Source organism: Mesorhizobium sp. B2-8-3 (assembly GCF_006440815.1).
In the GTDB taxonomy this organism is placed as follows: Bacteria; Pseudomonadota; Alphaproteobacteria; order Rhizobiales; family Rhizobiaceae; genus Mesorhizobium.
On the sequence record NZ_VFTW01000033.1, the window covers coordinates 14,214 to 40,344 of the forward strand.

General features: G+C 63.4%; 27 protein-coding genes. 18 read left to right on the forward strand and 9 right to left on the reverse strand.

The window, feature by feature from the left end:
• Window positions 1-56: 56 nt before the first annotated feature.
• From FJ418_RS29010 to FJ418_RS29045, 8 genes are all read left to right on the forward strand, one after another.
• Window positions 57-650 carry a DUF29 domain-containing protein gene (locus FJ418_RS29010; RefSeq protein WP_246683266.1) on the forward strand — a complete coding sequence of 198 codons (594 nt, stop codon included), beginning with the start codon at window positions 57-59 and terminating at the stop codon, window positions 648-650.
• A gap of 116 nt (window positions 651-766) precedes the next feature.
• Window positions 767-1,360, forward strand: a complete 594-nt coding sequence (locus tag FJ418_RS29015) for a hypothetical protein (protein ID WP_140871598.1) — start codon at window positions 767-769, stop codon at window positions 1,358-1,360.
• Window positions 1,361-1,418: 58 nt separating this feature from the next.
• Complete coding sequence (locus FJ418_RS29020; protein ID WP_140871601.1) at window positions 1,419-2,024, forward strand: glutathione S-transferase family protein; 606 nt, start codon at window positions 1,419-1,421, stop codon at window positions 2,022-2,024.
• Window positions 2,021-2,581: an urease accessory protein UreE gene (ureE, locus tag FJ418_RS29025; RefSeq protein WP_140871603.1), complete on the forward strand. Its 561-nt coding sequence runs from the start codon at window positions 2,021-2,023 to the stop codon at window positions 2,579-2,581. The genes FJ418_RS29020 and ureE overlap by 4 nt, the downstream gene beginning before the upstream one ends.
• Complete coding sequence (locus FJ418_RS29030) at window positions 2,574-3,245, forward strand: urease accessory protein UreF (RefSeq protein ID WP_140871640.1); 672 nt, start codon at window positions 2,574-2,576, stop codon at window positions 3,243-3,245. Before ureE ends, FJ418_RS29030 begins: the two co-directional genes overlap by 8 nt.
• Entirely contained in the window at window positions 3,242-3,682 is a 441-nt protein-coding gene (locus FJ418_RS29035) for a DUF3995 domain-containing protein (protein WP_140785167.1), read from the forward strand. The genes FJ418_RS29030 and FJ418_RS29035 overlap by 4 nt, the downstream gene beginning before the upstream one ends.
• Window positions 3,679-4,311, forward strand: a complete 633-nt coding sequence (ureG, locus tag FJ418_RS29040; RefSeq protein WP_140871605.1) for an urease accessory protein UreG — start codon at window positions 3,679-3,681, stop codon at window positions 4,309-4,311. The genes FJ418_RS29035 and ureG overlap by 4 nt, the downstream gene beginning before the upstream one ends.
• A 74-nt stretch (window positions 4,312-4,385) precedes the next feature.
• Window positions 4,386-5,153, forward strand: a complete 768-nt coding sequence (locus tag FJ418_RS29045; RefSeq protein ID WP_140871608.1) for a class II aldolase and adducin N-terminal domain-containing protein — start codon at window positions 4,386-4,388, stop codon at window positions 5,151-5,153.
• A 388-nt stretch (window positions 5,154-5,541) separates the two neighbouring features.
• On the opposite strand, the gene FJ418_RS29050 is transcribed toward FJ418_RS29045, so the two are convergent.
• On the reverse strand, window positions 5,542-6,174 hold the full coding sequence (locus FJ418_RS29050; RefSeq protein ID WP_140859570.1) for an HAD family phosphatase: 633 nt from the start codon (window positions 6,172-6,174) through the stop codon (window positions 5,542-5,544).
• A 206-nt stretch (window positions 6,175-6,380) separates the two neighbouring features.
• Here FJ418_RS29050 and FJ418_RS29055 point away from each other — a divergent pair, with 206 nt between their 5' ends.
• Window positions 6,381-7,337, forward strand: coding sequence for a sugar-binding transcriptional regulator (locus FJ418_RS29055; RefSeq protein ID WP_140702060.1), 957 nt, complete (start codon window positions 6,381-6,383; stop codon window positions 7,335-7,337).
• Between the two features lie 20 nt (window positions 7,338-7,357).
• Here FJ418_RS29055 and FJ418_RS29060 read toward each other — a convergent pair whose 3' ends face one another.
• The gene (locus tag FJ418_RS29060) at window positions 7,358-7,543 is read right to left on the reverse strand and encodes a hypothetical protein (protein ID WP_140646807.1); all 186 of its coding nucleotides are present in this window, start codon (window positions 7,541-7,543) and stop codon (window positions 7,358-7,360) included.
• A 212-nt stretch (window positions 7,544-7,755) separates the two neighbouring features.
• Here FJ418_RS29060 and gcvA point away from each other — a divergent pair, with 212 nt between their 5' ends.
• The 9 genes from gcvA to FJ418_RS29105 all read left to right on the forward strand — a co-directional run bounded on the left by gcvA (window position 7,756) and on the right by FJ418_RS29105 (window position 17,830).
• Window positions 7,756-8,664, forward strand: a complete 909-nt coding sequence (gene gcvA / locus FJ418_RS29065; RefSeq protein WP_140646806.1) for a transcriptional regulator GcvA — start codon at window positions 7,756-7,758, stop codon at window positions 8,662-8,664.
• Between the two features lie 177 nt (window positions 8,665-8,841).
• Window positions 8,842-10,152 carry a sugar ABC transporter substrate-binding protein gene (locus FJ418_RS29070; protein ID WP_140646805.1) on the forward strand — a complete coding sequence of 437 codons (1,311 nt, stop codon included), beginning with the start codon at window positions 8,842-8,844 and terminating at the stop codon, window positions 10,150-10,152.
• A 143-nt stretch (window positions 10,153-10,295) separates the two neighbouring features.
• Window positions 10,296-11,168: a sugar ABC transporter permease gene (locus tag FJ418_RS29075; protein WP_140702066.1), complete on the forward strand. Its 873-nt coding sequence runs from the start codon at window positions 10,296-10,298 to the stop codon at window positions 11,166-11,168.
• Window positions 11,169-11,179: 11 nt separating this feature from the next.
• The gene (locus FJ418_RS29080) at window positions 11,180-12,004 is read left to right on the forward strand and encodes a carbohydrate ABC transporter permease (protein WP_140646803.1); all 825 of its coding nucleotides are present in this window, start codon (window positions 11,180-11,182) and stop codon (window positions 12,002-12,004) included.
• Between the two features lie 46 nt (window positions 12,005-12,050).
• Complete coding sequence (locus FJ418_RS29085; protein WP_140656029.1) at window positions 12,051-13,055, forward strand: ABC transporter ATP-binding protein; 1,005 nt, start codon at window positions 12,051-12,053, stop codon at window positions 13,053-13,055.
• A 10-nt stretch (window positions 13,056-13,065) separates the two neighbouring features.
• Window positions 13,066-13,836: an L-iditol 2-dehydrogenase gene (locus tag FJ418_RS29090; RefSeq protein WP_140871610.1), complete on the forward strand. Its 771-nt coding sequence runs from the start codon at window positions 13,066-13,068 to the stop codon at window positions 13,834-13,836.
• 166 nt (window positions 13,837-14,002) lie between these two features.
• Window positions 14,003-15,481 carry a mannitol dehydrogenase family protein gene (locus tag FJ418_RS29095; protein WP_140871613.1) on the forward strand — a complete coding sequence of 493 codons (1,479 nt, stop codon included), beginning with the start codon at window positions 14,003-14,005 and terminating at the stop codon, window positions 15,479-15,481.
• Between the two features lie 82 nt (window positions 15,482-15,563).
• Window positions 15,564-16,247: an HAD family hydrolase gene (locus FJ418_RS29100; RefSeq protein WP_140871616.1), complete on the forward strand. Its 684-nt coding sequence runs from the start codon at window positions 15,564-15,566 to the stop codon at window positions 16,245-16,247.
• Entirely contained in the window at window positions 16,244-17,830 is a 1,587-nt protein-coding gene (locus FJ418_RS29105; RefSeq protein ID WP_140871618.1) for an FGGY-family carbohydrate kinase, read from the forward strand. Before FJ418_RS29100 ends, FJ418_RS29105 begins: the two co-directional genes overlap by 4 nt.
• 27 nt (window positions 17,831-17,857) lie before the next feature.
• On the opposite strand, the gene ugpC is transcribed toward FJ418_RS29105, so the two are convergent.
• The 7 genes from ugpC to FJ418_RS29140 all read right to left on the reverse strand — a co-directional run bounded on the left by ugpC (window position 17,858) and on the right by FJ418_RS29140 (window position 25,692).
• Entirely contained in the window at window positions 17,858-18,943 is a 1,086-nt protein-coding gene (gene ugpC, locus FJ418_RS29110; protein WP_140871620.1) for a sn-glycerol-3-phosphate ABC transporter ATP-binding protein UgpC, read from the reverse strand.
• Window positions 18,944-18,946: 3 nt separating this feature from the next.
• Window positions 18,947-19,993, reverse strand: coding sequence for an NAD(P)-dependent alcohol dehydrogenase (locus tag FJ418_RS29115; protein WP_140871642.1), 1,047 nt, complete (start codon window positions 19,991-19,993; stop codon window positions 18,947-18,949).
• Between the two features lie 16 nt (window positions 19,994-20,009).
• Complete coding sequence (locus FJ418_RS29120; RefSeq protein ID WP_181167137.1) at window positions 20,010-20,837, reverse strand: carbohydrate ABC transporter permease; 828 nt, start codon at window positions 20,835-20,837, stop codon at window positions 20,010-20,012.
• On the reverse strand, window positions 20,834-21,700 hold the full coding sequence (locus FJ418_RS29125; protein ID WP_140871622.1) for a sugar ABC transporter permease: 867 nt from the start codon (window positions 21,698-21,700) through the stop codon (window positions 20,834-20,836). Before FJ418_RS29125 ends, FJ418_RS29120 begins: the two co-directional genes overlap by 4 nt.
• A gap of 100 nt (window positions 21,701-21,800) precedes the next feature.
• On the reverse strand, window positions 21,801-23,075 hold the full coding sequence (locus FJ418_RS29130) for an extracellular solute-binding protein (RefSeq protein WP_140871624.1): 1,275 nt from the start codon (window positions 23,073-23,075) through the stop codon (window positions 21,801-21,803).
• Between the two features lie 238 nt (window positions 23,076-23,313).
• Window positions 23,314-24,231 carry an AraC family transcriptional regulator gene (locus FJ418_RS29135; RefSeq protein WP_140871626.1) on the reverse strand — a complete coding sequence of 306 codons (918 nt, stop codon included), beginning with the start codon at window positions 24,229-24,231 and terminating at the stop codon, window positions 23,314-23,316.
• 114 nt (window positions 24,232-24,345) lie between these two features.
• Window positions 24,346-25,692, reverse strand: coding sequence for a nucleotide sugar dehydrogenase (locus tag FJ418_RS29140; RefSeq protein ID WP_140646792.1), 1,347 nt, complete (start codon window positions 25,690-25,692; stop codon window positions 24,346-24,348).
• Between the last annotated feature and the right edge of the window lie 439 nt (window positions 25,693-26,131).

Below are 26,131 nucleotides of genomic sequence, written 5' to 3' on the forward strand. Positions count from 1 at the left end.
CATGAACTCGATCAAGTACAAGCCCAATTTGTAAAATGAGCCTTCGTTGAAAGCGCATGGCCTTTGTCAAATGTGGCCGTGAAGATATTGGGAGGCCGAACGGGCCCTGCCTTTTCTCGCTGGGCTTGGAAATTGCTCGCTTTGAGAGCAGTATCACCCAAATGAACAAGATTTTTCGAAAACAGCAATTGACGCCCTATGAGGCCGATTATGCTCAATGGTGCGCCGAACAGGGCGCGCTGTTGCGCGAAGGTCGTCTCTCCCACCTCGATCGCGAGAACCTTGCCGAGGAGATCGAGAGTTTGGGGCGGAGCGACAGACGGGAAATTACGAAGCGATTGGGTACCTTGCTTCTGCACTTGCTCAAATGGCATTTTCAGGTGGAAATGCGGAAAGTTGGCTGGTTGCTTACGATCCGCGAGCAGCGGCATCAGATTAAAAGCCTGATTGATGAAAGCCCAAGCTTGAAGGCTCATCCTCGAAAGCAGCTAGCTGCCGAATACGAGTTTGCGCGGCTGAGAGCAGCCGACGAGACGGGCTTGCCGAAGAAGAGTTTCCCGGCCGACTGCCCCTACCAGATCGCGGATATACTCGATCAAGATTTTCTCCCGGGGGAGCCGTGGCTGCCGGAGCAGCTTGCTCGCGACTGAGAGGTTCGGACTGCCTCCCTGCCTGCATTGCTGTGATCTAACGGAGGGCCGGTTGCGGCTCGCGCGTGCAGACCGCAATATGCGGCCTCATTCGAACAGCCGCATTGTGATCAGGCATGGCCACCGAAATCGCCTCTCCGCACGATATCTTCCCGCATATTCGTATAGTCATGGGCATGGTGATCGGCCTCGGCGTCACGCGGTTGCTTTCGGGAACGGCCCGCATCGTCCAGCATCCCGGTCAGTACCGGCTCTACGCGGTGCATCTCGCCTGGGTAGGCTCGGTGCTGTTGATGCTGGTGCATTTCTGGTGGTGGGAGTTCGGCCTCTACGCCATCGAGAACTGGACCTTCGGCAAATATCTTTTCATCATCTTCTACGCCATCACGCTGTTCCTGCTCTGCGCGCTGCTGTTTCCGGATTCGATGCTCGATTACACCAGCTACGAGGACTATTTCTACTCGCGCCGCGGCTGGTTCTTCGGGCTGCTGGCGGCGACCTATCTGCTCGACGTGGTCGACACGCTGCTCAAAGGTCCGGAGCATTTCGCCCGCTTCGGCAACGAATATTTGATCCGAACGCCGGTCTTCGTCGCGCTCTGCATCGTCGCGATCCTGGTGCGCGACCGCCGCTTCCACATCGCCTTCGTCGCGGCCGCGCTGATCTATCAGGTCTCATTCATCCTGCGGCTCTTCGACACCATCGTGTAAGTGGCGTTGGGCCGATGCCTGCGTTGGTCTAGGATTTGGGGAAAGGCAGGATTCAACCATGTACAAGGCCGTCGGATCGCGTGGCTCCCGTGTCAGCCGGGTGCTCTGGATGCTGGAGGAGCTCGGCCAGCCCTACGAGTTCGTCGAGGTGAAGCTGCGCTCGCCGGAGGCCTATGCGCTCAACCCTTCCGGCAAGGTGCCGATCCTGATCGATGGCGACCTCAAGGTCACGGATTCGGCGGCGATCTGCGTCTACCTGGCCGACAAGCATGCGGATCAGGGCATGGGCGCCAATCCCGGTCTCGCCGGCCGCGCCGAGATGGATTCCTGGATGCATTTCGCCCAGAGCGAATTGGAAGCGCCGCTATGGAACAAGCTGCGCCACCGCTTCCTTTTGCCCAAGGACGTGCGGGTCGATGTCGGCCCGGCCGCGGCCTATGATTTCGCATCCGAAATAAAGGCGCTGGAACGGCGGCTTGGCGGCAGATCCTTTGCATTGGGCGAACGGTTTTCCGCCGTCGATGTCCTGCTCGGCGACATGGGCGGCTGGGCCCGCGCCGGCCGCTTCCCGATCGACTCCGAACGGGTGAATGCCTATTTCGACCGTGTGCTGTCGCGACCCGCTCGTGCCCGTGCCCAAGCTAATGGCGGAGCCATGAAATGAAGCTCAACATCAATACCGATTTCACCAAATTCCCGCGCGCCGTCTCGGTGTTGCCAGCCGGCGAGGCTGGCTCGGCGCCGCCCTATGACAAGGCCGTGCTGCCACATGACGAGCGGCATCTGCGCCGCCGCGCCATCGAGACCGCGGCCGGCGACAAGGTGCTGGTCGACCTGCCTGAACCGGTGGCGCTGAACAATGGCGACCGGCTGGAGCTGGAGGACGGCCGCCAGCTCGAGATCGTCGCAGCGCCCGAGGAGGTCTACGACATCCGCGCCCGCGACGCGGTTCATCTCGCCGAGCTCGCCTGGCACATCGGCAATCGTCACCTCGCGGCAGCGATCGAGGCGGAGCGCATCCTCATCCTGCGCGACCATGTCATCAAGGCGATGCTGGAAGGTCTCGGCGCTACGGTGAATGAGGTTCTGCTGCCGTTCAGGCCGGTGCGCGGCGCTTATTCCGGACATGGGCACGACCACGGCCATTCGCATGATCATGATCACCATGATCATGATCATCACGATCACGATCACCACGGCCACCACCATCATCATGACTGAGCGGCTTTCCAGCGTCGCACTGCTGCGGCTGATGGCCTGGCTGTCGCCGTCCTTTCCGGTCGGCGGCTTCTCTTACAGCCACGGGCTCGAGCGCGCCGTGCATGATGGGCTGATCGCCGATCGGAAAGATCTCGCCGGCTGGCTGGAGACGCTGGTCGAGTTGGGCTCCGGTTGGAACGACGCCGTGCTGTTCGCCGAAAGCTGGCGCCGTGCGCGCGACGGTGGCGATCTCAATGAGGTAGCCGCGCTGGCCGAAGCGCTTGCCGGGTCGCAGGAACGGCACATGGAAACCATGCTTCAGGGCGCGGCCTTTCTCCATGCGGCGGCCGCCTGGTCGCCTCCGGTGTTGAGACGTCTGCCGGCCGACTGCCCCTATTGCGTTGCGGTCGGCGCTGTTGCCGGCAGCGGCGGTATCGACCTTGCGCAGGCGCTGTCTGCCTTCCTGCAGGCTTTTTTCTCCAATCTCGTGCAGGCTGCAATCAGGCTGGGTGTCGTCGGTCAGATCGACGCCGTCACGTTGTTAGCCGGCTTTGGAACCTCGGCCATAGACACGGCTGCCCACGCGGCTGCCTCGACGCTTGACGATCTGGGCGGCGCGGCCTTCATGTCCGACATCATGGCGATGCAGCATGAGACGCAATACTCCAGGCTGTTCCGCTCATGATCGTGCTTGCCGTCATCCTCTCCTTCGTCCTGCTCCTGATCACCACGCTGCATGTCTATTGGGGCATAGGCGGCATCTGGCCGGGCACGGACCAGGCCTCCTGCGCGCGCGCCGTCGTCGGCTTCCGTGGCGTCGACGAGATGCCCTCGACCTTCGCAAGCCTCGCGGTCGCCGCCTGCCTGGCGCTCGCGACGCTATGGCCGCTGGCGCTCGCTGGTGTGTTCGCCACGCCCTTTCCACGGGAAGGCCTGGCGGCCACGGCGTTGATGATCGGCCTTGTCTTCCTCGGTCGCGGCATTGCCGGCTTCACGCCCTGGTGGCGCCGGCTTGCGCCCGAACAGCCTTTCGCGCGGCTCGACCAGCGCCTTTATTCGCCGCTCTGCCTGCTGATCGGGCTGGGCTTCGCAATCCTTGCCATCACGGAGTTTCCGGCATGACGTCGAAAAACGGTCCTCTTCGCATAGGCATCGGCGGGCCGGTCGGCTCCGGCAAGACGACGCTCACCGAAAAGCTCTGCAAGGCGCTGCGCGACGACTTCTCCATCGCCGTCGTCACCAACGACATCTACACCAAGGAGGATGCCATGATGCTGGCGCGCCTGCAGGCGCTGCCGGAAGAGCGCATCGTCGGCGTCGAGACCGGCGGCTGCCCGCACACCGCCATCCGCGAGGACGCCTCGATCAATCTGCGCGCCATTGCCGAGTTGAACAAGAAATTCCCGGACCTCGACATCATCTTCATCGAATCCGGCGGCGACAACCTCGCCGCCACCTTCTCGCCCGACCTTGCCGATCTGACGCTTTATGTCATCTCGGTCTGTCAGGGCGAGGAGATCCCGCGCAAGGGCGGTCCGGCCATCACCCGCTCGGATTTCCTCATCATCAACAAGAGCGATCTGGCGCCCTATGTGAACGTCAACCTCGATATCATGGAGAGCGATGCCGGCCGCATGCGCGGCAAGCGGCCTTTCGGCTTCACCGATCTGTCGCGCGGCAAGGGCTTGCAAGAAGTGGTCGATTTCATCGTCGCGCAGGGCGGGCTGCAGTCGGAGCGGCATGCCGCGTAAGCCACTGACCTACCAGTTTGCGGTTGCTGGCAGCGGCTTCGCACGGCATTCTGACCCAAACAGGAGGATTTTCGATGAGCCTTGCCCGCCTGCACAAGGAACCGCTGAGCAACCTGCCCTATTACGAGGAGCGGGTCGATCTCGCCGCCGCCTTCCGCTGGACCGCCAGGCTCAACATGCACGAGGCGGTGGCCAACCACTTCTCGCTGTCCGTCAACGACGACGGCACCAAATTCCTGATGAACCCGAACCAGGTGCATTTCTCGCGCATCAAGGCGAGCGACCTGCTGCTGATCGACGCCAACGATCCCGAAATGCTGTCCGGCCCCAACGCGCCGGACCCGACCGCCTGGGGCCTGCATGGCGCCATCCATCGCAACGTCCCGCATGCGCGCTGCGCCATGCATGTCCATTCGATCCATGCCACGGTGCTTGCCTCGCTTGCCGATTCGACGCTGCCGCCGGTCGACCAGAACTCGGCCATGTTCTTCAACCGCCATGTCGTCGACGCCAATTATGGCGGGCTGGCCTTCGAGGAGGAGGGTGAGCGCTGCTCGCAGCTTCTCACCGATCCCAAGGTCAAGGTGATGGTCATGGGCAATCACGGCGTCATGGTCATCGGCGACACCGTCGCCGATGCCTTCAACCGCATGTTCTATTTCGAGCGCGCCGCCGAGACCTACATCAAGGCGCTGTGGACCGGCCGCCCGCTGCGCACGCTCTCCGACGAGATCGCCGAGAAGACCGCGCGCGAGATGGACGATTATCCCGGCCAGGCCGAGCGCCACCTGGCCGAGCTGAAGGCGATCCTCGACGAGGAAGAGCCGGTTTACCGGAATTGATGCTCCCCCGGCTACGCTATGCACACATCTCCTGTGACTGGCGCGACTGATCAGGCCGAGGCTTGATTGCCATGTGGTTCCCCAATCCGTCGCTGCTTCGCAGCGCCACCTTCCGCCTCCGGAGGGAAAGGAAGGGAGCGTTGCTGGACGGGCGTTGACGGCAAAAGGCTTGGCGCCCTTCCTCTACCCCGTCGATCGGGGGAGAGGTGTCTCGGCGAAGCCGAGACGGAGTGGGGGTCGACCAGCGCTACATAAGACAATGCATGCGCCAAGCTGCCATGCACGCTATCGCCAGAGACCAGCTGCTCGGAAATGTGTGCCGTAGCCCGTTTCACGGGGAGAAGGTGCCGGCAGGCGGATGAGGGGCGGCGCCGACGTCTGAAGCTGCTCAGAGCCCCAGTTGCGTGCGCAGCTCCTCGGCGCTGTTGATGACGATGGCCCCGGCCGGACCCTCCATCGGCGCTTCTGGCCAGAAGATCGTCTTCATGCCCGCCGCCAGTCCGGCCATGGCGCCGGTCAGGCTGTCGTCGACGGCAAAAGCATCCGCCGGATCGACGCCGGCGAGATAGGCCGCGCGCAGGAATGGTTCGGGCAGCGGCTTGCCGTCGATCACGTCGTTGCGGCTGACCGTCATCATGCCCGGATAGGTGAGGCCGACGGCGCGCAGATTGGCGTCGACGATCAGCCGGTCGGAATTGGACACCACCGCCTGCTCGACGCCGAGCGCCCGCAATTCGTTGAACACCTCGATCGCACCGGGCCGCGGCTTCAGCGTTTCGGCCATCGGCAGATAATGGTCGTATTTGCGCCCGATCCAGTCGTCGAAGGGCAGAGCGAGGCCGAACTCGTCGCGCAGCATCTCGTAGACCGGCCACGCCGCGATCCCCAGCACGCGCTCATGCAGGTTGGCCGGCGGCGCAATCCCGACGCTGCGCAGCGCGGCCGCAAGGGCAGCCGCATGCAGCGGCTCGCTGTCGACCAGCGTTCCGTCCATGTCCCAGAAAACCGCTTTCGGCATCATGCGAGGCTCCTTTTTCCGATCCCTTAAAGCGTTTCCCGGTAGAGATAAACCGTCCCGACGGCAAACGGCCCGGACAGGGGCGAAACGGCCGCCTTCCAGGGTCAAAATTACCAAGCAATTGCTCTTTCGATAGACAATTGCGCGCCGCTGCATTCGCTGTAAGCTATGGCGCCCGCTTGAACGTTGCACGGGCTGGGAGGCAGGACGTGAATTCGCGACAGGACACCGGCAGCACAAGGTTGGACGACGCCGCGCGCGCCGGCTGGCTCTACTATGTTGCCGGCAACACACAGGACCAGATCGCCGCCAAATTGGGCATTTCCAGGCAGACGGCGCAGCGGCTGGTATCGCTCGCCATGTCGGAAGGCCTGATCAAGGTGCGGGTCGATCACCCGATCGCCAACTGCCTCGACCTCGCCGCGCGGCTGAAGTCGCGCTTCGCGCTCGACCTCGTCGAAGTGGTGCCGAGCGATCCGGCTTCGAATTCGACGACGATCGGCATCGCCGAGGCGGCGGCGGCCGAGATCGAACGCCGGCTGCGCTCGGAGGCCCCCATCGTCATGGCGATCGGCACTGGGCGAACGCTGAAGGCGGCGATCGAGCAACTGCCGCCGATGGAATGCCCGCAGCACAAGGTCGTGTCCTTGACAGGCAACATCTCGCCCGACGGCTCGGCGGCCTTCTACAACGTCATCTTCACCATGGCCGACCGCGTCAAGGCGCGGTCCTTCCCGATGCCGCTGCCGGTCATTGCGTCCTCGCCGGAAGAGCGCGAGATGCTGCTCAACCAGCCGATGATCCAGCCTACATTGGCGCTGGCGGCCGAGGCCGATGTCACCTTCGTCGGCATCGGCGACCTCGGGCCTAAGGCACCCCTCTACGAGGACGGCTTCATTTCGGAAAGCGAGTTGAAGGCGCTGCAGAAGGCCGGCGGCATCGCCGAAATCGTTGGATGGGTGTACGACCGGGAGGGTCGCATGATCGAGGGCATCACCAACGACCGGGTGTCCTCCGCCGCGCTGCCGTCGCGGGAAAGGTCGCTGGTCATTGCTCTGGCCATGGGCGAACGCAAGCTGCCGGGCATCCTGGCCGCCGTCAACCGCCGGCTGGTCAACGGCCTCGTCACCGACGAACGGACGGCCGAAGCCCTGCTTGACGGCTGATTGCCCATAAAAAGAGCCGGCTATTGCGAGGGGCCGCGCGGATCGTTGCCGTCGAGAAAACCCATGTCGCGCTGCAGATGCTCGGATAGTTCCCTGACATCGATATAGCCGCGCCTACGGCCCGAAAACCTTGCAAATTCCCGCACGAGCGTGAAAAACCAACCGCGTGCCGGGGTGGAGACGAGTTTTTCCTGTACCGTGGTCATGATCGTCAGCCTTCGCTTGAGCAATTCCAGGAAAAGTGTGAGCGGTTTTCCGTCCGGAATTGCGTAAAATCAGGGAGTTAGAGCGATTTGCCGTTTCCGGGAAACGGCGAAGCGCTCTGGCGCTTGAACTGGATTGATCGTCGACCCCAAATATCGGTCTGGCCGGTTCGTGCTTCCAATTAAACCTCGATCATGACCCATAAGGAGGCCTTATGCCCGATCTCAGCTCTCCGCAGCTTGCGCCGCTGCCGCCGCTGCAGGCGATCCGGGTGTTCGAGGCGGTGGCCAGGCACCTGTCCTTCACCAAGGCGGCGCAGGAACTGGGCATGACCCAGGCGGCTGCGAGCTATCAGATCAAGCTGCTCGAGGAGCGCATCGGCGCGCCGCTGTTTCTGCGCCGTCCGCGGCAGATCGAGTTGACCGAGCCCGGCCAGCGCCTGGCGCCCGCCGTCAGCGAGGCCTTCGCCATCCTGGGCCAGGCCTATGCCGCGGCGCGCGGCGGCGCCGACGGCCTGCTCTGCGTCACCACCGTGCTGACCTTCGCCTCGAACTGGCTGGCGCAGCATCTGGGCTCGTTCCAGCTCGCGCATCCGGCACTTGCCGTGCGGCTCGACACGTCGAGCCGCCTGACCGATTTCGCGCGCGAGGATGTCGATCTCGCCATCCGTTCAGGCGGCGGCAAATGGCCGGGCTTGGAGGCGCACAAACTGCTCGATGCCGATTTCACCCCGATGCTCAGCCCTAAGCTAGCGGCGAGCATCGGCGGCGTCAACGAGCCGGCGGATCTGCTGCGCCTGCCGATCCTCGATCCCGGCGACGTCTGGTGGGCGCAATGGTTCGAGGCCGCCGGCGTGACCGGGCACGACCTCGCAAAACGGCCCGGCTCCAGCATGGGCGCGCAGGCCTATGAGGCGAATGCGGCCATGGCCGGTCACGGCGTGGCGATCCTGACCAGGGCCCTGTTCAAGAACGAGATCGCCGACGGCCGCCTGGTCCAGCCCTTCGACCTGGTCGGCGACGACGGCCATGCCTATTGGCTGGTCTATCCGACGGCGCGTCGCAACGTGCCGAAGATCCGCGCCTTCCGCGACTGGATCCTGGCCGAGATCGCCTGCCCGTAATCCGGCACCCCCCTTAGCTTCCTCCTCCAAAGATGCCGGCCGCATCGCTGGATCGGGGTCACGTAACGTCATTTCTGCTGCGTTGCAGCATAGATTCAGGGTTGACATAATTCACGCCAAGTGAGTAATTGCCCAAAGCCAAGGCAAATGCTCAACTTGGTTTATGGGAGGAATTTGATGAAACTTCGCACGCTCACCCTGGGCCTGTTGTCGGCCAGCGCCCTCGCTTTCGCCGCGCAAGCCGAATCCATCACCATCGCCACCGTCAACAATGGCGACATGGTCCGTATGCAGAAGCTGACGGACGACTTCACCAAGGCCAACCCCGACATCCAGCTCAACTGGGTCACGCTCGAAGAGAACGTGCTGCGCGAGCGCGTCACCACGGATATCGCCACCAAGGGCGGCCAGTACGACGTCATGACCATCGGCACCTATGAGGTTCCGATCTGGGCCAAGCAGAGCTGGCTCCTGCCGCTCGACAAGCTTGGCGACGACTATGACGTCAAGGACATCATCCCGGCCATCGCCGGCGGCCTTTCGGTCGACGGCAAGCTCTATGCCGCGCCCTTCTACGGCGAAAGCTCCTTCGTCATGTACCGCAAGGACCTGATGGAGAAGGCGGGCTTGAAGATGCCCGATGCCCCGACCTGGGACTTCATCAAGCAGGCCGCCGACAAGATGACCGACCGCGCCAACGGCGTGAACGGCGTGTGCCTGCGCGGCAAGGCCGGCTGGGGCGAGAACATGGCCTTCCTCACGGCCATGTCGAACTCCTTCGGCGCGCGCTGGTTCGACGAGAACTGGAAGCCGCAGTTCGACCAGCCCGAGTGGAAGAACACGCTGCAGTTCTATGTCGACCTGATGAAGGCCGACGGTCCGGAAGGCGCTTCGTCCAACGGCTTCAACGAGAACCTGGCGCTGTTCCAGCAGGGCAAGTGCGGCATGTGGATCGACGCCACCGTCGCCGCCTCCTTCGTCTCCGATCCGAAGGCCTCGCAGGTCGCCGACAAGGTCGGCTACGCGCTGGCGCCCGACAACGGCCTCGGCAAGCGCGGCAACTGGCTGTGGGCATGGTCGCTGGCGATCCCCGCCGGCACCCAGAAGGCCGATGCCGCCGAGAAGTTCGTCTCCTGGGCAACCAGCAAGCACTATGCCGAGCTGGTCGCCTCGAAGGAAGGCTGGGCCAACGTTCCTCCGGGCACGCGCTCCTCGCTCTACGCCAATGCGGAATACCAGAAGGCGGCGCCCTTCGCGAAGATGACGCTGGACTCCATCAACGCCGCCGACCCGACGCATCCGACCGTCAAGCCGGTGCCCTATGTCGGCGTGCAGTTCGTCGCCATTCCTGAATTCCAGGGCCTCGGCACCACCGTCGGCCAACTCTTCTCGGCCGCCCTTGCCGGCCAGTCGAGCGTCGACGATGCGCTGAAGCAGGCCCAGGACGCGGCCACCGCGGCGATGACCGAAGGCGGCTACATCAAGTAAGGCTCCTCCCGGTGCCGAATGCCGGTCGCGCATCATGACCGGCAGGTGGCCGCCCGAAACCCAGTTCGGGCGGCCACCCTTCAAAATCGGGAAAATTCTGGCACAACTCTGAAAATCCGGCTGACCTTGGGAGGGTGACCGTCATGGCTACTCAGCAAACCCGTTCGCTTGCGCGTTTCATGATGGCGCCATCGGTGATCCTGCTGTTCATCTGGATGATCGTGCCGCTGGCGTTCACGTTGTGGTTCTCGTTCCTGCAATACAATCCGCTGAACCCGATCCGCGACGGCTTTGTCGGTTTCTCCAACTACAGGCTGTTCTACGACAATCCGGCGTTCTTCGCCGCCATTCTCAACACGCTGACCATCGTCGTGGCGGTCCTCCTGATCACCATCATCGGCGGCATTCTCCTTGCGCTGCTGCTCGATCAGCCGATCTGGGGTCAGGGGATCGTGCGCATCCTGGTCATCTCGCCGTTCTTCGTCATGCCGCCGGTGGCCGCACTGGTCTGGAAGAACATGATCATGCACCCGCAATACGGCGTCTTCGCCGACATTGCGCGCTTCTTCGGCGCCCAGCCGATCGACTGGTTCGGCCAGCACCCGCTGACGGCGGTCATCATCATCGTCGCCTGGCAATGGCTGCCTTTCGCAACGCTGATCCTGCTCACCTCGCTGCAGTCGCTCGACGGCGAGCAGAAAGAGGCGGCCGAGATGGACGGCGCCGGCTTTCTCAGCCGCTTCTGGTATCTGACGCTGCCGCACATGTCGCGCGCCATCACCGTCGTCATCCTGATCCAGACCATCTTCCTGCTCTCGATCTATGCCGAGATCCTGGTCACCACCAATGGCGGCCCGGGCTACGCCTCCACCAACCTGCCCTTCCTCGTTTACCAGAAGGCGCTGCTGGAGTTCAAAATCGGCCAGGCGTCCGCCGGTGGCGTGATCGCCGTCATTCTCGCCAACATCGTTGCCTTCTTCGCCATGCGCGCCGTCGGCAAGAACCTCGACAAGTAAGGGAGGACAAGATGGCACGCGCAGTCACCACCCAGCACAAGACCATTGCCACGGCCGCCGCCTGGATCGTCGCCCTGCTGATCTTCTTTCCGATCCTCTATACGATCATCACCTCGTTCAAATCGGAACAGGAGGCGATCCAGGGCTTCGCCCTGATCCCATCCGGGACCTTCGAGAGCTATTCGGAGGTCCAGCAGCAGAGCGGCTACTTCAAGTTCTTCTTCAATTCGGTGCTGCTGTCGGTCGGCTCGACCATCCTGGCGCTGCTGATCGCGGTCCCCGCGGCATGGTCGATGGCCTTCTCGCCGACCAAGCGCACCAAGGACATCCTGATGTGGATGCTGTCCACCAAGATGATGCCGGCCGTCGCGGTGCTGTTCCCGATCTACCTGATCTTCCGCGACACCGGCCTGCTCGACAGCCGCATCGGCCTGATGGTCATGCTGATGCTGATCAACCTGCCGATCGTGGTGTGGATGCTCTACACCTATTTCCGCGAGATCCCGGGCGAGATCCTGGAAGCGGCGCGCATGGACGGCGCCTCGCTGTGGAACGAGATCATCTATGTGCTGACGCCGATGGCCGTTCCGGGCATCGCCTCGACCATGCTCTTGAACATCATCCTCGCCTGGAACGAAGCGTTCTGGACCATCCGGCTCACCACCACCAATGCCGCGCCGCTGACGGCCTTCATCAGCTCCTTCTCCAGTCCGCAAGGCCTGTTCTGGGCAAAGCTTTCTGCGGCCTCGACACTGGCGATCGCGCCGATCCTGATCATGGGCTGGTTCAGCCAGAAGCAGCTTGTGCGCGGCCTCACCTTTGGCGCCGTGAAGTAACGACGCCCGAGCGGCGGACGACGAAGACCATCCCCGGGAGGAAACCATGGGAAACATCACGCTCAAGAACGTCTCCAAGTCCTTCGGGTCGACGGTGATCATTCCGGACATCGACCTCAACATCGATGACGGCGAGTTCGTCGTGTTCGTCGGCCCATCGGGTTGCGGCAAGTCCACGCTGCTCAGGCTGATCGCCGGGCTCGAGGACACCAGCGGCGGCACCATCAGCATCGATGGCCGCGACGTCACCGGCGAGGCGCCGGCCAAACGCAAGCTTGCCATGGTGTTCCAGTCCTACGCGCTCTATCCGCATATGACGGTCGCCAAGAACATCGCCTTCCCGTTGAAGATGGCCGGCGAGGACCAGGCGACCATCGACAAGAAGGTGAAGGACGCAGCCCGCGTGCTGAACCTCACCAACTATCTCGAGCGCCGCCCCGGCCAGCTGTCCGGCGGCCAGCGCCAGCGCGTCGCCATCGGCCGCGCCATCGTGCGCCAGCCTTCGGCCTTCCTGTTCGACGAGCCGCTGTCCAACCTCGATGCCGCACTGCGCGGCACCATGCGCCTGGAGATCAGCGAGCTGCACCATCAGCTCAAGACGACGATGATCTACGTCACCCACGACCAGGTCGAAGCCATGACCATGGCCGACAAGATCGTCGTGCTCAACGCCGGCAACATCGAGCAGGTCGGCTCGCCGATGGAGCTCTACAAGACGCCGAAGAACCTCTTCGTCGCCGGCTTCATCGGTTCGCCGAAGATGAACCTCATCGAAGGCGCGCCGGCTGACAAATACGGCGCCAAGACCATCGGCATCCGGCCCGAGCATCTCAACATCTCGACCACGTCGGGCGACTGGAAGGCGACGGTCGGCGTCGCCGAGCATCTTGGCTCCGACACTTTCCTGCACGTCCAGGCGGACGGTATCGGCACCGTCAATGTCCGCGCCGACGGCGAGGTCGGCGTGAAACACGGCGATACCGTCTACCTGACCCCCGACAAGGCCAAGCTCCATCGCTTCGGCGCCGACGGCAAGGCGCTGGCCCAGTGAGGACGGGAAAGTGAGGCTGAAAGGCAAATCGGCGCTGATCACCGGATCGGCGCGCGGCATCGGCAGGGCCTTCGCCGAAGCCTATGCGCGCGAAGGCGCGACGGTGGCGATTGCCGACATCGACCTCGACGCGGCGCAAGCGACGGCGAAGGCGATCGGCCCGGCCGCTTACGCGGTCCGGCTCGACGTCACCGATCAGTCTTCGATCGAAGCGGCGGTGAAGGCGGTCGAGGCGAAGACCGGTGGGCTCGACGTGCTGGTCAACAACGCGGCGGTCTTCGACTTGGCGCCGATCGTCGAGATCACCAAGGCGAGCTACGAAAAACTGTTCTCCGTCAACGTCGCCGGCACGCTGTTCATGCTGCAGGCGGCTGCCCGCTCGATGATCGCGCGCGGCAAGGGCGGCAGGATCATCAACATGGCGAGCCAGGCCGGCCGTCGCGGCGAGCCGCTGGTCGCCGTCTATTGCGCCACCAAGGCTGCCGTCATCTCGCTCACTCAATCGGCGGGCCTCGATCTCATCAAGCATCGCATCAACGTCAACGGCATCGCGCCGGGCGTCGTCGACAGCGACATGTGGGACCAGGTCGACGCGCTGTTCGCCAAATACGAGAACCGGCCCAAGGGCGAGAAGAAGCGTCTGGTCGGCGAAGGCGTTCCTTACGGTCGCATGGGCAAGCCCGAGGACCTCGCCGGCATGGCGGTTTTCCTCGCCAGCGACGAGGCCGAATACATTGTCGCCCAGACCTACAATGTCGATGGCGGCCAATGGATGAGTTGACCGGGATGGGCTGAGGGGGAAGGCGCTTCTCTTCTTTCCTCCGGAGAAGACGCCATGGGGCGGGTGAGGGGCGGCATGCTGGAACACCAGGTGTTGCCCCTCATCCTCGCTCTCCCCAAGGAGGCGTAAACAGTCGGGCTGCAGATCGGCCAAAGGGTAAAATGAGATGACCGTGAAACTCTCTTCTTCGAACCTCGCCAGGCTGCCGGCCAAGGTCGCCGGCCCGAAATACGACCGCTCCGCCCTGAAGGCGGGCATCGTCCATTTTGGCGTCGGCAATTTCCACCGCTCGCACCAGGCGGTCTATCTCGACGACCTGTTCGGCACCGGCGAGGGCCATGACTGGGCGTTGATCGGCGCCGGCGTGTTCGAGGGCGAAAAGATCGGCCGTTCCAAGCTCCAGGAACAGGACTGGCTGACCACGGTCGTCGAGCAGGACCAGGGTCATATGAGCGCCCGCGTCACCGGCGCCATGATCGATTTCCTGACGCCCGGCGACGCTGCCGCGATCATTGACCAACTCGCCGATCCGGCGATCAAGATCGTCTCGCTGACCATCACCGAGGGCGGCTATTTCATCGACCCGGCCTCCGGCAAGTTCAACCCGGCCCATCCCGACATCGTCGCCGACGCCCAGCCGGGTGCTGCGCCGAAGACCGTCTTCGGCATCATCCTTGCCGGCCTGCTGCGCCGGCGCGCCGACGGCATCGTGCCGTTCACCGTCATGTCCTGCGACAACATCCCCCATAACGGCCACGTCACCTCCGACGGCGTGATCGGCCTTGCCAGGCTGATCGACGAGGATCTGGCGAAATGGGTGGAGGACAAGGTCGCCTTCCCGAACGGCATGGTCGACCGCATCACCCCGGCCACCAGCGACCGAGAGCGCAAGATCCTCGCCGACGATTTCGGGCTGGAGGACAATTGGCCGGTGTTCTGCGAGCCGTTCAAGCAATGGGTGCTGGAGGACCGTTTCACCGCCGGCCGCCCGGCGCTGGAAAAGGTCGGCGTGCAGTTCGTCAAGGACGTCTCGCCTTACGAGCTGATGAAGATCCGCATCCTCAATGGCGGCCACGCCACGATCGCTTATCCGGCCGGGCTGATGGACATCCATTTCGTCCATGAAGGCATGCAGGAGCCGCTGGTGCGCGGCTTCCTGTCGAAGCTCGAGCATGACGAGATCATCCCGACCGTGCCGCCCGTGCCCGACACCGATCTGGAGGACTATTACCAGCTCATCGAGCGCCGCTTCTCCAACCCGAAGATCGGCGACACCATCCGCCGGCTTTGCCTCGACGGCTCCAACCGTCAGCCGAAATTCATCATCCCGACGATCGCCGACCGGCTGAAGGCGGGCGAGGGCGTCGCCGGTCTCGCGCTGGAATCGGCCTTGTGGTGCCGCTACTGCTTCGGCACCACCGACAGCGGCGCCGTCATCGAGCCGAACGACCCGAGCTGGGACCGCATGCAAGCGACCGCGAAAGCGGCGAAGGACGATCCGAAGGCCTGGCTGGCTATGGAGGATATCTATGGCGATGTCGGTCGCTCGCCTGTCTTCGGCGAAGCCTTCGCCCACGCCTTGAAGGTGCTGTGGGCGCAGGGCGCGCATGAAACCCTGACGCGCTATCTCGCCGGCAAGCTCTGAAAGCCTCGATCTCTTTCGACGCAATTCCGGGCGGAAAACCGCTCGCACTTTTCCTGGAATTGCTTAGCTGGAAGCAACAGCCATGACGCCGGAACTGGTCATCTTCGACTGTGACGGCGTGCTGGTCGACAGCGAGGCGCTCTCGGTCTCGGCGCTGCTTGGCATGATCGAGATTGCCGGCGGCACGGTCAGTGAGGACGCCGCCTACGAGCATTTCCTCGGCAAGAGCATGAAAAGCGTGCGCGAGATCCTCGGCCGCGATTTCGGGTTGGAGATCAGCGACGAGCATCTGACCGCCATGCGCGTCGACCTGATGCGCAAATTTCGCGAGGAATTGAAGCCGATCCCGGGCGTCAAGGAGCTGCTGCCGAAGCTTGGCCTGCCATGCTGCGTCGCCTCCTCCGGCACGCTGGAGCGCATCCGCTACGCGCTCGACGTCACCGGCTTGCTTCCCTTGCTGGAGCCGCATCTGTTCAGCGCCAGCATGGTCAAGCGCGGCAAGCCGGCGCCCGACCTTTTCCTGCATGCCGCCGCCAGCATGCGGGCGCATCCGCGCCGTTGCCTGGTGATCGAGGACAGCCCCGCCGGCGTTGCCGCGGCCCGCGCGGCGGGCATGCGCGTTTTTGCCTTCACCGGTGGCTCGCACGCGTCCAACCCCGCCCTCAAGGCGCGGCTTGCGTCGACGGAACCGGACTTTATATTCGCTGACATGCTGCAATTGCCCGATCTGATTGCAGGCCTGGGAGCGAGAGAAAAAGCATCTTGACGAAGAGTTTCGTTTGCGCGGTCGATGTCGGCACCGGGAGCGCCCGCGCGGGCATTCTCGACGCGCGCGGCAACCTGCTCGGCCGCGCCGATCATCCGATCGCCATGCATCAGCCCAAGCCCGATCACGCCGAGCATGATTCGGAAGATATTTGGTCGGCGGTATGCAAATCCGTGCGGTCCGCTCTGCAGAAATCCAGCGTCGCCGCTGGGGATATCGCCGGCATCTCTTTCGACGCCACCTGCTCGCTGGTCGCGCGCGACAGGCAAGGCAGCCAGATCAGCGTCTCGGTCACCGGCGAGAAGCGCTGGGACACGATGGTCTGGCTCGATCATCGCGCCATCGCCGAGGCCGATGAATGCACCACGAGCGGCCACGCCGTGCTCGATTATATCGGCGGTGTGATGTCGCCGGAGATGGAAACGCCGAAGCTGATGTGGCTGAAGCGCCATCTGCCGAAGACATGGAACGAAGCCGGCTATCTATTCGATCTCGCCGATTTCCTGACCTGGAAGGCATCAGGCTCGCTCGCCCGCTCGCAATGCACGCTGACGGCGAAATGGACCTATCTCGCGCATGAGGAAAAAAGCTGGCGGCGCGACTTCTTCGAACTTGTCGGTCTCGGCGACCTGTTCGAGCATGGCAACCTGCCGGAAAAGGCCAGCCCCGTCGGCGCCGATATCGGCCCACTGACGGCCAAGGCGGCCGCCGAGCTCGGCCTCACTGAAAAATGCCGGGTGGGCGCCGGCGTGATCGACGCCTATGCCGGCGCGCTCGGCGTTCTGGGCGGCTTTGCCGGCGACGAGAAGGACATTGGCCGGCATCTGGCGCTGATTGCCGGCACATCGTCCTGCGTCATGGCGATGTCGCCCGACCCGCAGCCTTTTGCCGGCGTCTGGGGCCCTTATTTCGGCGCGGCATTGCCGACGCTGTGGCTGTCGGAAGGCGGCCAGTCGGCCACCGGCGCGCTGCTCGACCACATCATCCGCTGGCATGGCGCCGGCGGCGAGCCGGACGCGGCCATGCATATGAAGATCGCCGGGCGCGTCGCCGAACTGCGCGCCGAGGACGGCGATGCGCTGGCTGCAAGGCTGCATGTGCTGCCGGATTTTCACGGCAACCGCTCGCCGCTCGCCGACCCGCATGCGGTCGGCGTCATCAGCGGCCTGACGCTCGATTCCTCTTTCGACAGCCTGTGCAAGCTCTACTGGCGCACCGCCGTCGGCATCGCGCTCGGCGTGCGCCATGTGCTCGAGGCGCTGAACGAGAACGGCTATCTGATCGACACGCTGCATGTCACCGGCGGCCATACCAAGAACCCGCTTTTGATGGAGCTCTACGCCGACGCCACCGGTTGCACGGTTGTCGAGCCGCTGGCCGACGAGGCGGTGTTGCTCGGCACCGGCATGGTGGCGGCGACCGCCGCCGGGATCTATCCCGATCTCAACGCCGCCTGCGTCGCCATGCAACAGGGCGGCAAGATCCGCGCGCCCAACAAGGCCGCCGGAGCTCGCTTCGACCGCGACTACCGGATATTCCTCGAAATGCATCGCCAGCGGCAGATGCTCGACGCGATCGGATAGGGCGATTCCAGGAACGCTCTCGCCGTTCTACTGCCTGCGCAGCGACTTGCCTGTCTCGGCGTCGAACAGATGGATGCTTTCCTCGTCGAACGTGTAGCGCACCGGCGCGCTCTGCTGCGGGCATTCGCGGGCCGGCACCAGCGCGCTGATCTCCTTGCCGCCAAAGCCGAACGTCACCAGCGCGTCATTGCCATGGAACTCGATGAGATCGGCGGTGCCTTGCAGCAGGTTTCCCGCGCCGGCTTCCGCCGTCTTCAGATCCGGAGGCCGGATGCCGAGCACCACGCGATCGCCATGCTGCAGGTAGAAGTCGCTGCCCTCGACCGATAGCACTGTCCCCGTGCCGGTCAACGTCCAGCCATCGCCTGTGCGGCCGACCATGGCCTCGATGAAATTCATGTTCGGCGTGCCGATGAAGCCGGCCACGAACAGATTGCCGGGACGGCGATAGATTTCCGCCGGCGAGCCGATCTGCTCGATCACGCCGTCCTTCAACAAGACGATGCGGTCGGCCAGCGTCATCGCCTCGAGCTGGTCATGCGTGACATAGACGGTCGTGGTCTTCAGCGACTGGTGCAGCCTCGCGATCTCGACGCGCATATGGTTGCGCAGCTTGGCGTCGAGATTGGACAGCGGTTCGTCGAACAGGAACACTTTCGGCGTCTTGATCATGGCGCGCGCGATCGCCACGCGCTGCTGCTGGCCGCCGGAAAGCTCGGTCGGCTTGCGGCCGAGATAGGGTTCGAGGCCAAGCGTTCTAGCGACGGCCTCGACGCGCCTCTTGATCTCGGCCGCCGGCACCTTCTGCCGCTTCAGTCCGAAGGCGATGTTGTCGAAGATCGTCATATGCGGATAGAGCGCATAATTCTGGAACACCATGGCGATGCCGCGGTCGCCTGGGTCGAGATCGTTCACCACCTTGCCGCCGATCGACACCTTGCCGCCGCTGATGTCCTCCAGCCCCGCCAGCATCCTGAGAAGCGTGGACTTGCCGCAGCCGGACGGGCCGAGGAACACGACGAACTCATGCTCTTCGATCGAGAGATTGAGATCGCGGATGACGGTCGTGGCGCCATAGGCCTTGTCGACATGGGAGCAAACGATGGCGGACATTCCTTATCCCTTCTCGCCGGTCAGCAGGATCTGCAGCTTGACGTCCTGCGGCTTGCCTTGCGCGGCGCGCTCGAACGCCTTGATGCTCTCGGAGAAATCATAAGTGCCGGTGATCAGCGGCTTGAGGTCGACCTTGCCGGAGGCGATGAGCTGCAGGGCACGGTCGAAGATGTTGGCATAGCGGAACACGGTTTCGATGCGCACTTCCTTGGAGATCGCCGCCGGCACGTTGAGCTCGACCGTCTCTACTGGCAGGCCGACCAGCACCACCGCGCCGCCCGGCCGCACCACGTCGAACAGGTTGGCGAAGGCCTTCGGGCTGCCGCTCGCCTCGAACACGATATCGGCGCCCCAATTGTCGGTCGCGGCCGCAACGGTGTCGACCAGCGACTGCTTGCCGATATTGACCGGTACGATGCCGGGGTACTGGGCGGCGATCTCCAGCTTCGGCGCGGAGAAGTCCGAGATCAGCACCTTGGAACAGCCGCCGGCTAAAGCGGCCAGCGCGATCATGATGCCGATCGGTCCGCAGCCGACGACGACGGCGACGTCGCCCGGAACGATCCTGGCGCGCGCCGCCGCCTGCATGCCGATGGCGAAGGGCTCGACCAGCGCGCCCTCGGCGAAGGAGACATTGTCCGGCAGCTTGTAGGTGAAGGCCGCCGGATGGACTGCATAGGGCGCGAGCACGCCATGCACCGGCGGCGTCGCCCAGAAGCGGACGTCGGGGTCGACATTGTAGATGCCGAGCTTCGTCGCGCGCGACGCAAGATTCGGCACGCCTGGCTCCATGCACACCCGGTCGCCGACCTTCAGGCTTGTGACATTGGCGCCGGCCTCGACGACGGTTCCCGACGCCTCGTGGCCGAGCACCATCGGCTGGCGCACGATATAGCTGCCGATGGCGCCATGCGTGTAGTAATGCACGTCGCTGCCGCAGACGCCGACGGTGTGGATCGCGATCCTGACGTCGTCCGGTCCGACGTCTTGCGGCAGCGCGATCTCGCGCAGCGACAGTTCGCCTTTTTTCTCAAGCACCAGTGCCCGCATCGGGATAAGCCTCACTTCAATTTTTCTTTTGCCGGAAAACGGAATTCAGGAAGCCGCTCAAAACACCGAGGAACAGCAGCGGCGGCAGCGACAAGAGCACGACCGAGGCATTGAGGATTCCCCATGGCACGTTCATGCCTTGCTGGGACAGCTCGGAAGCCACGATCGGCAGCGTCTTGGCGTTGGAGCTCGACAGCATCAGCGCGATCAGGAACTCGTTCCAGACCAGAACGAAGCTGAAGGCGACGGCGCCGATCAGCGAGCGCGCCGCGACGGGAAGCGCGATCCGCCAGAACACCGAATAGGCGCCGTAGCCATCGACGAAAGCCGCTTCCTCGATCTCCTTCGGCACGCCCTGGAAGGCTGGGATGGCGAGCCACATGATCACCGAGATGGTGAGCAGCGAATAGGTGACGATCAGCGCCGGCAAAGTGTCGTAGAGGCCGACCTGCAGCCAGATCACCATCAGCGGGATGGCCACCGCCACCGGCGGCAGGAAGCGCAGCGACAAGACGAAGAACTGGATGTCGCCGGCAAAGCGGTTTGGGTAGCGCGCCACCGCATAGGCCGCCGGCAGGCCGAGCACGATGCCGATCAGCACCGCCGCGCCGCAGGCGACGACCGAGTTGTAGAGCCCGGTCAGCACGCTGTCGCGGCCGAGGATATAGGTGATGTTGGCGAGCGTCGGCGTGAAGATCACTTTCGGCACGCGCGTGATGATGTCGACATTGTTCTTGAGCGCGTTGAGCGCCGTCCAGACCAACGGGAACACGGCCAGGAATCCGGCCAGCGCCAGGATGGCCTTGGCGACCAGGCGGCCCACTCTTATCGGATATGGCTTCATGCCTGCACCCGCTTCCACAGCATGGTGAAGGTGATGACGGTCGCGATCATCATCAGCACCGCCATGGCCGACGCGTAGGAAACCTTGCCGGATTCGATGAAGCCTTGCGAGAAGGCGTACATGTCGAGCGTCTCGGTCGCGACGCCGGGCCCGCCGCGCGTCATCACATAGATGAGGTCGAAGGATCGCAGCGACTCGATCATCTTGACGAACATCAGGCTGATCAGCGGCGCCTTCAGCATCGGCAAGGTGACGTAGGCGTGGATCTGCCAGCGCTTGGCGTGGTCGAGCCTGGCCGCCTCGATCGGCTGCGGCGGCAAGATTTCGAGCAGCTTCAGCACGATGACGGCGAAGAACAGCCCCCATTGCCAGACATCGACCGAAGCGACGGCAAACAGAGCGGTCGCGGGCTTGGACAGCGGATCGAAGATCAGCCCACCAGTAATCAGCCGGTAGGGATAGGTGGCGATGCCATAGAGCGGGTGATAGGCGAACTTCCAGACGAAGGCGGCCGAGACGCGCGGCAAAAGCACCGGGATGATGAACAGCAGGCAATAGAAATTGCGAAGGCGTGGGCCGGCGACCTCGAACATCAGCACACCCAGTCCGATCGCCACCACCATTGTCGCCACCACGGTGACGATCTCCCATTTCACCGAAACCCAGACGGCGTTGAGGAAACGGCGGTCGGTAAAGAGATCGGCGAAGTTCGAGAACCAGACCCAGGAATAGCCCGTCGTGCTCAGCTCGCGGTTCTGCAGCGCGATCACGATGGCGTAGAGCGTCGGCACCATCGACAGCACGAGCAGGATGGCGAGCGTCGGAACGAGAAATGTGACCGGCAGGGAAGAGCGTCGGCGCATTGCCTATCCTCGGATTTGGACTGCTGTCTGGCGAAGGTCCCGCGGCGGGGATCCCGGCATTCCGACGAATGCCGTGGATCGCGCGCCGCGGGCGGGAGGATTACTTCTTCTTCACCAGATCGTTGGCATAGGCCTCGAGCTCGTTGAGGCCGCCCTTGATGTCGGTGCGCGTGCCGGTGACAAGCTCTTCCAGGATGATGCCCCAGCGGTCGCCGAGATCGGGCCAGCGCGGATCCTGCCAGAAGTTCACCGCCGTGACCTTGCCGGTATCAGCCAGCGCCTGGCCGAGATCGGCGCCGTAGATATCGGCGAATTCCTTGCTGGTGAGGATGCTGGTGCGGTTCAGCTCGCCGAATTGATGCGCGTCGAGCCGGCGCTTCTCGTTCTCTTTCGACGTCGCCCAGGCGATGAACAGGCCGGCGCATTTCTTCGCGGCGTCATCCGCATTGGCCTTTGTGCCGATGGCAAGCCCATGGCCGTAACCGCCGCCGGGCAGCGGCGAGGGCGGCGGCAGGAAGCCGATCTTGCCGACCACCTGAGAGGTCTTCGGGTCCACCGCCATGCCCGACAGCGGCGTCGATTCGACGAGGATGGCGACCTGGCCGGACAGGAAAGCACCGGTCGATTCATCCCAGCTGCCGGTCTGCGTGCCGGGCGCCGAGTCCTTGAACAGCTTCAGATAGGTCTCGGTCGCCTTGACGGCGGCGTCCGAATTGAAAGCCGGCTTGTCGCCGTCGAACCACTTGCCGCCATAGGCTTTGAAGAACGGCATCCAGCGCCAGACATTGGCGCCCGAGCCGCGCGCGCCGCGCAGCGCAATGCCGTACATGCCCTTGTCGGCATTGGTCAGCTTCGGCACGTCGGCGATCAGCTCGTCCAGCGTCTTCGGCGGCTGGATGCCGGCGGCCTCCAGCACGTCCTTGCGGTAGACCATCAGGTCGCCGCCGCCGGTCAGCGGCGCGAACCACACCTTGCCGTCATAAGTGGCGACCTTCTGGCGGCCCGGATCAAAATCGGCGTAGTCATAGTCAGCCGGGTAATAATCGGTCAGAGGCACGATCCAGCCCGACGACGCGAACAGCGCCACATTGGCCTCGTCGACATAGTAGACGTTGTAGTTGCCGACGGTGGAAGCATCGGCCCGCGACTTGGCGCGGCGGTCGTTCTCGTTGAGGTAATCGATCTGGAACGAAGCGCCGGAGAGTTTCTTGAACTCGTCCTTGGAGTCCTCCAGCAGCGTCAGGCCGTCGCGCGGCTGCGCCAGCACCTTGACCGGCGCCGAGCAGACCGGCGCCTGCGCCAGGGCTGCGGTTGAAACGGAAGCGGTAAGCACGAAAGCTGCACCGAGGCTGGCAGCGAGCCGGTTTGATTTCATTGATGTTTCTCCTCCAGGAACATGCGCGGGAAGTAGCAAGTCCGCGGGCTAAGCGACCCTCACGTCGCCCGCATGACTGCGACCGGCGCCAAAATGAGGAGTTGGAAGGGGCGAGACTAGAAGCCCCGTTGCAGCAGACCTGTACTTTTATGCATTGTGCGGCGCAAAAAATGGCACGAGCAGAGTCTGCCCGTCACACGAGTATCAGTGCTATCAAGCGTAGCCGCTCCCGGCTCGATCAGGCCCGCAGCGTCAGCCGCTGCCGCGACAGCTTGCGATAGGAGGAGGGCGTCATCTTGTGCTTGCGCAGGAAGGCGCGGTTGAAGTTGGAGATGTTCATGTAGCCGACCTGGAAGCAGATGTCGGTGATCGGGATCTCGGTATCGGCGAGCAGCTTGCAGGCCTGCCAGAGTCTGAGCTTGGCGACATGGTCGCTGAACGAGTTGCCGGTGTTCTTCTGGAAGAAGCGGGAAAAAGTGCTTTCGCTCATCCCGGCCAACGCCGCCACCTCCGGCAGCTTCAGGTCCTCGGCAAAATGCTGGAACAGATAAGTCAGCGAGCGCTGGATGATGGTGAGCGACTCGGCGTCGAGCAGCGGGGAGAAATCCGGGGACGACAACAGCTTATATTCGTCGGTGGCGGCCAGGAGGTCCAGCAATTCGAGGAACAGGCGGAACCTCGTCAGCCCATGCACCTCTCCCATCCTTTCCATCAGGTCGGCGCCGTCGAGCGCGGTCTGGCCATGGAAGACCATGCCGCGCAGCGAGCGTTCCAGGAACGGCTCCAGCTCGCGCAGTTCCGGCAGCAGCCCGGACGAGCCGCGCAGCCGCTCGGGATCGAATTGGAGAACGATGTCGCGGCCCTGGATCAGCTCGCCGGGCTGCACCGCGGTCACCCAGTCATGCGGCAGGCCGCCGCCGACGATGGTCAGGTAGCCCGGTCCGAACTCGCCGATATGGTCGCCGACCAGCACCACGCCGGACGATTTCCTCAGAAGATGGATTTCGTATTCGGGGTGAAAATTCCAGACATTGCGCTCCCACGGATAGTCGTCCAGCCGCCACAGGAAACTGTCGCTCGCCTCGGTCACGATATGCTCGAAGGCGGGCACCGTGCGTGGTATCGCGGCGGTGTTCTTTCTGCGCTTGAAGGGCATCCAATCCTCCCGGCGCGGTGCGCCGGCTATCCGTATCGGCGCTATCCGTAGCAGCCCAGCCCCGGCAAGTGAACGTGCCGTCGGCGCCGGATCCCAGGCTGGCCGGCGAATGCCCTACGCTTTCACCACCCGGTCGCAGACGATGCCGTTGCGCTGCATGGCGTTGCGCGTGTCGATGATCAGGCGCGAATGATTTGCCAGGAGCCCATAGTCGACCCCGTCATGGTCGGTGACGATGACGACCGCGTCATAGGCAGCGATCGAGTCGCGGTTGAGGCGGATGCAATCCTTGCCGGCCAGCATCGGGTGCTTGCGCGTCTTCGGGATGCGCGCGACGTGAGGGTCATGATAGGCAATGTCGGCGGTGCGTGTCTCGAGCAGCTCGATCAGCTTGAGCGCCGGGCTTTCGCGCACGTCCGACACGTTCTTCTTGTAGGCGACGCCGACGATCAGGATGGCTGCCTGGCTCAGCGGCAGGCCAAGCTGTGTGTCGAGGGCTTCCGAGAGCTTCGCCATGACGTAGTGCGGCATGGAGACGTTGATCTCGCCGGCCAGCTCGATGAACTTCGTCGACACTTCGAACTCGCGCGACTTCCAGGTCAGGTAGAACGGATCGATCGGGATACAGTGTCCGCCGAGCCCTGGACCGGGATAGAACGGCATATAGCCGAAAGGCTTCGTCTTGGCCGCCTCGATGACTTCCCAGATGTCTATCCCCATGGCGGAATAGATGACCTTGAGCTCATTGACCAAGGCGATGTTGACGGCGCGGAAGATGTTTTCCGTCAGCTTCACCACTTCGGCCACCTTGATGCTCGAGACAGGCACGACCCTCTCCACGATCGCGCCGTAGAAGAGCGCCACCAGTTTCGCGGCGACCGGCCCGTCGCCGGCGACAACTTTCGGAATGGTGGCGGTTTCGAAGCCGATGCTGCCCGGGTCCTCGCGCTCGGGCGAATAGCCGAGGAAGAAATCCCTGCCGGATTTGTAGCCCGTCGCTTCCAGTATGGGCTTCATCACCTCGTCGGTGGTGCCGGGATAGGTGGTCGATTCCAGCACGACAAGCTGGTGCTTGCGCAGATGAGCCGCGATGGCGCGCGTCGTTCCTTCCACGAAGGAGAGGTCCGGCTCCCGCTGCTTTGTCAGCGGCGTCGGGACGCAAATGGATATCACATCGCATTCTTCGAGGGCCGCGAAGTCCGATGTCGCCTGGAAACGCCCGCCTGCGCTGATGTCCTGCAGCGCCTCGTCGGCAACGGCGCCGATATAGGACCGGCCCGCCCTCAGCCTCTCAACCTTGCTGTTGTCGATGTCGAAGCCGATCACCCGGAAGCCGGCCCGCGCCGCCACCGCGGCAAGCGGTAGGCCGACATAGCCAAGCCCGATGACGCCGATCGTGGCCGTTCGTGATTCAAGTTTCGAATGAAGTGTCGCGCCGCGAGCCTGCTCGACCAAAGTCATTGTTGCCCTCCACCAGGGCGGCTGACCGGAACCGGTGCCGCATTGCAATGCCGTGAATTCTGACGGACAGGACTTCTGTAGCCGGCGTCATAACCCCACGTTGTCATGGGCCGCGATGCAACTCCTGTGCCACGAGTTTTCTTCTGCGGCTGAACCTTGCGCAGGGCCGGCAAACAAGGCGACTGCGGCTCGCGGCGGATCAAGATTCTGCGGATTGTCAAGCGCGCTGCTTGTGCCGATTTCGCACGCAGTCGTTCCACTTTAGGTCATCTTAAAAAAGGAACGCCAAAAAAAGCAACGATTACAAAAAGGTAATTAACCACTGTTGTTTATCATATTATTAACTATCAGTTGCTTTGCCTGGGGAAATCCTCGTTTCATGGAGCAAGGCGCACAATGAGGGGGTGCGGCTTTCTTCTTTTGCAAACGAGGATTGTCG

Coding starts and splice junctions, on each gene's coding strand:
- FJ418_RS29010 (WP_246683266.1), top strand. CDS start 57: ATGGCCTTTGTCAAATGTGGCCGTGAAGATATTGGGAGGCCGAACGGG.
- FJ418_RS29015 (WP_140871598.1), top strand. CDS start 767: ATGGCCACCGAAATCGCCTCTCCGCACGATATCTTCCCGCATATTCGT.
- FJ418_RS29020 (WP_140871601.1), top strand. CDS start 1,419: ATGTACAAGGCCGTCGGATCGCGTGGCTCCCGTGTCAGCCGGGTGCTC.
- ureE (WP_140871603.1), top strand. CDS start 2,021: ATGAAGCTCAACATCAATACCGATTTCACCAAATTCCCGCGCGCCGTC.
- FJ418_RS29030 (WP_140871640.1), top strand. CDS start 2,574: ATGACTGAGCGGCTTTCCAGCGTCGCACTGCTGCGGCTGATGGCCTGG.
- FJ418_RS29035 (WP_140785167.1), top strand. CDS start 3,242: ATGATCGTGCTTGCCGTCATCCTCTCCTTCGTCCTGCTCCTGATCACC.
- ureG (WP_140871605.1), top strand. CDS start 3,679: ATGACGTCGAAAAACGGTCCTCTTCGCATAGGCATCGGCGGGCCGGTC.
- FJ418_RS29045 (WP_140871608.1), top strand. CDS start 4,386: ATGAGCCTTGCCCGCCTGCACAAGGAACCGCTGAGCAACCTGCCCTAT.
- FJ418_RS29050 (WP_140859570.1), bottom strand. CDS start 6,174: ATGATGCCGAAAGCGGTTTTCTGGGACATGGACGGAACGCTGGTCGAC.
- FJ418_RS29060 (WP_140646807.1), bottom strand. CDS start 7,543: ATGACCACGGTACAGGAAAAACTCGTCTCCACCCCGGCACGCGGTTGG.
- gcvA (WP_140646806.1), top strand. CDS start 7,756: ATGCCCGATCTCAGCTCTCCGCAGCTTGCGCCGCTGCCGCCGCTGCAG.
- FJ418_RS29070 (WP_140646805.1), top strand. CDS start 8,842: ATGAAACTTCGCACGCTCACCCTGGGCCTGTTGTCGGCCAGCGCCCTC.
- FJ418_RS29075 (WP_140702066.1), top strand. CDS start 10,296: ATGGCTACTCAGCAAACCCGTTCGCTTGCGCGTTTCATGATGGCGCCA.
- FJ418_RS29080 (WP_140646803.1), top strand. CDS start 11,180: ATGGCACGCGCAGTCACCACCCAGCACAAGACCATTGCCACGGCCGCC.
- FJ418_RS29085 (WP_140656029.1), top strand. CDS start 12,051: ATGGGAAACATCACGCTCAAGAACGTCTCCAAGTCCTTCGGGTCGACG.
- FJ418_RS29095 (WP_140871613.1), top strand. CDS start 14,003: ATGACCGTGAAACTCTCTTCTTCGAACCTCGCCAGGCTGCCGGCCAAG.
- FJ418_RS29100 (WP_140871616.1), top strand. CDS start 15,564: ATGACGCCGGAACTGGTCATCTTCGACTGTGACGGCGTGCTGGTCGAC.
- ugpC (WP_140871620.1), bottom strand. CDS start 18,943: ATGTCCGCCATCGTTTGCTCCCATGTCGACAAGGCCTATGGCGCCACG.
- FJ418_RS29115 (WP_140871642.1), bottom strand. CDS start 19,993: ATGCGGGCACTGGTGCTTGAGAAAAAAGGCGAACTGTCGCTGCGCGAG.
- FJ418_RS29120 (WP_181167137.1), bottom strand. CDS start 20,837: ATGAAGCCATATCCGATAAGAGTGGGCCGCCTGGTCGCCAAGGCCATC.
- FJ418_RS29125 (WP_140871622.1), bottom strand. CDS start 21,700: ATGCGCCGACGCTCTTCCCTGCCGGTCACATTTCTCGTTCCGACGCTC.
- FJ418_RS29130 (WP_140871624.1), bottom strand. CDS start 23,075: ATGAAATCAAACCGGCTCGCTGCCAGCCTCGGTGCAGCTTTCGTGCTT.
- FJ418_RS29135 (WP_140871626.1), bottom strand. CDS start 24,231: ATGCCCTTCAAGCGCAGAAAGAACACCGCCGCGATACCACGCACGGTG.
- FJ418_RS29140 (WP_140646792.1), bottom strand. CDS start 25,692: ATGACTTTGGTCGAGCAGGCTCGCGGCGCGACACTTCATTCGAAACTT.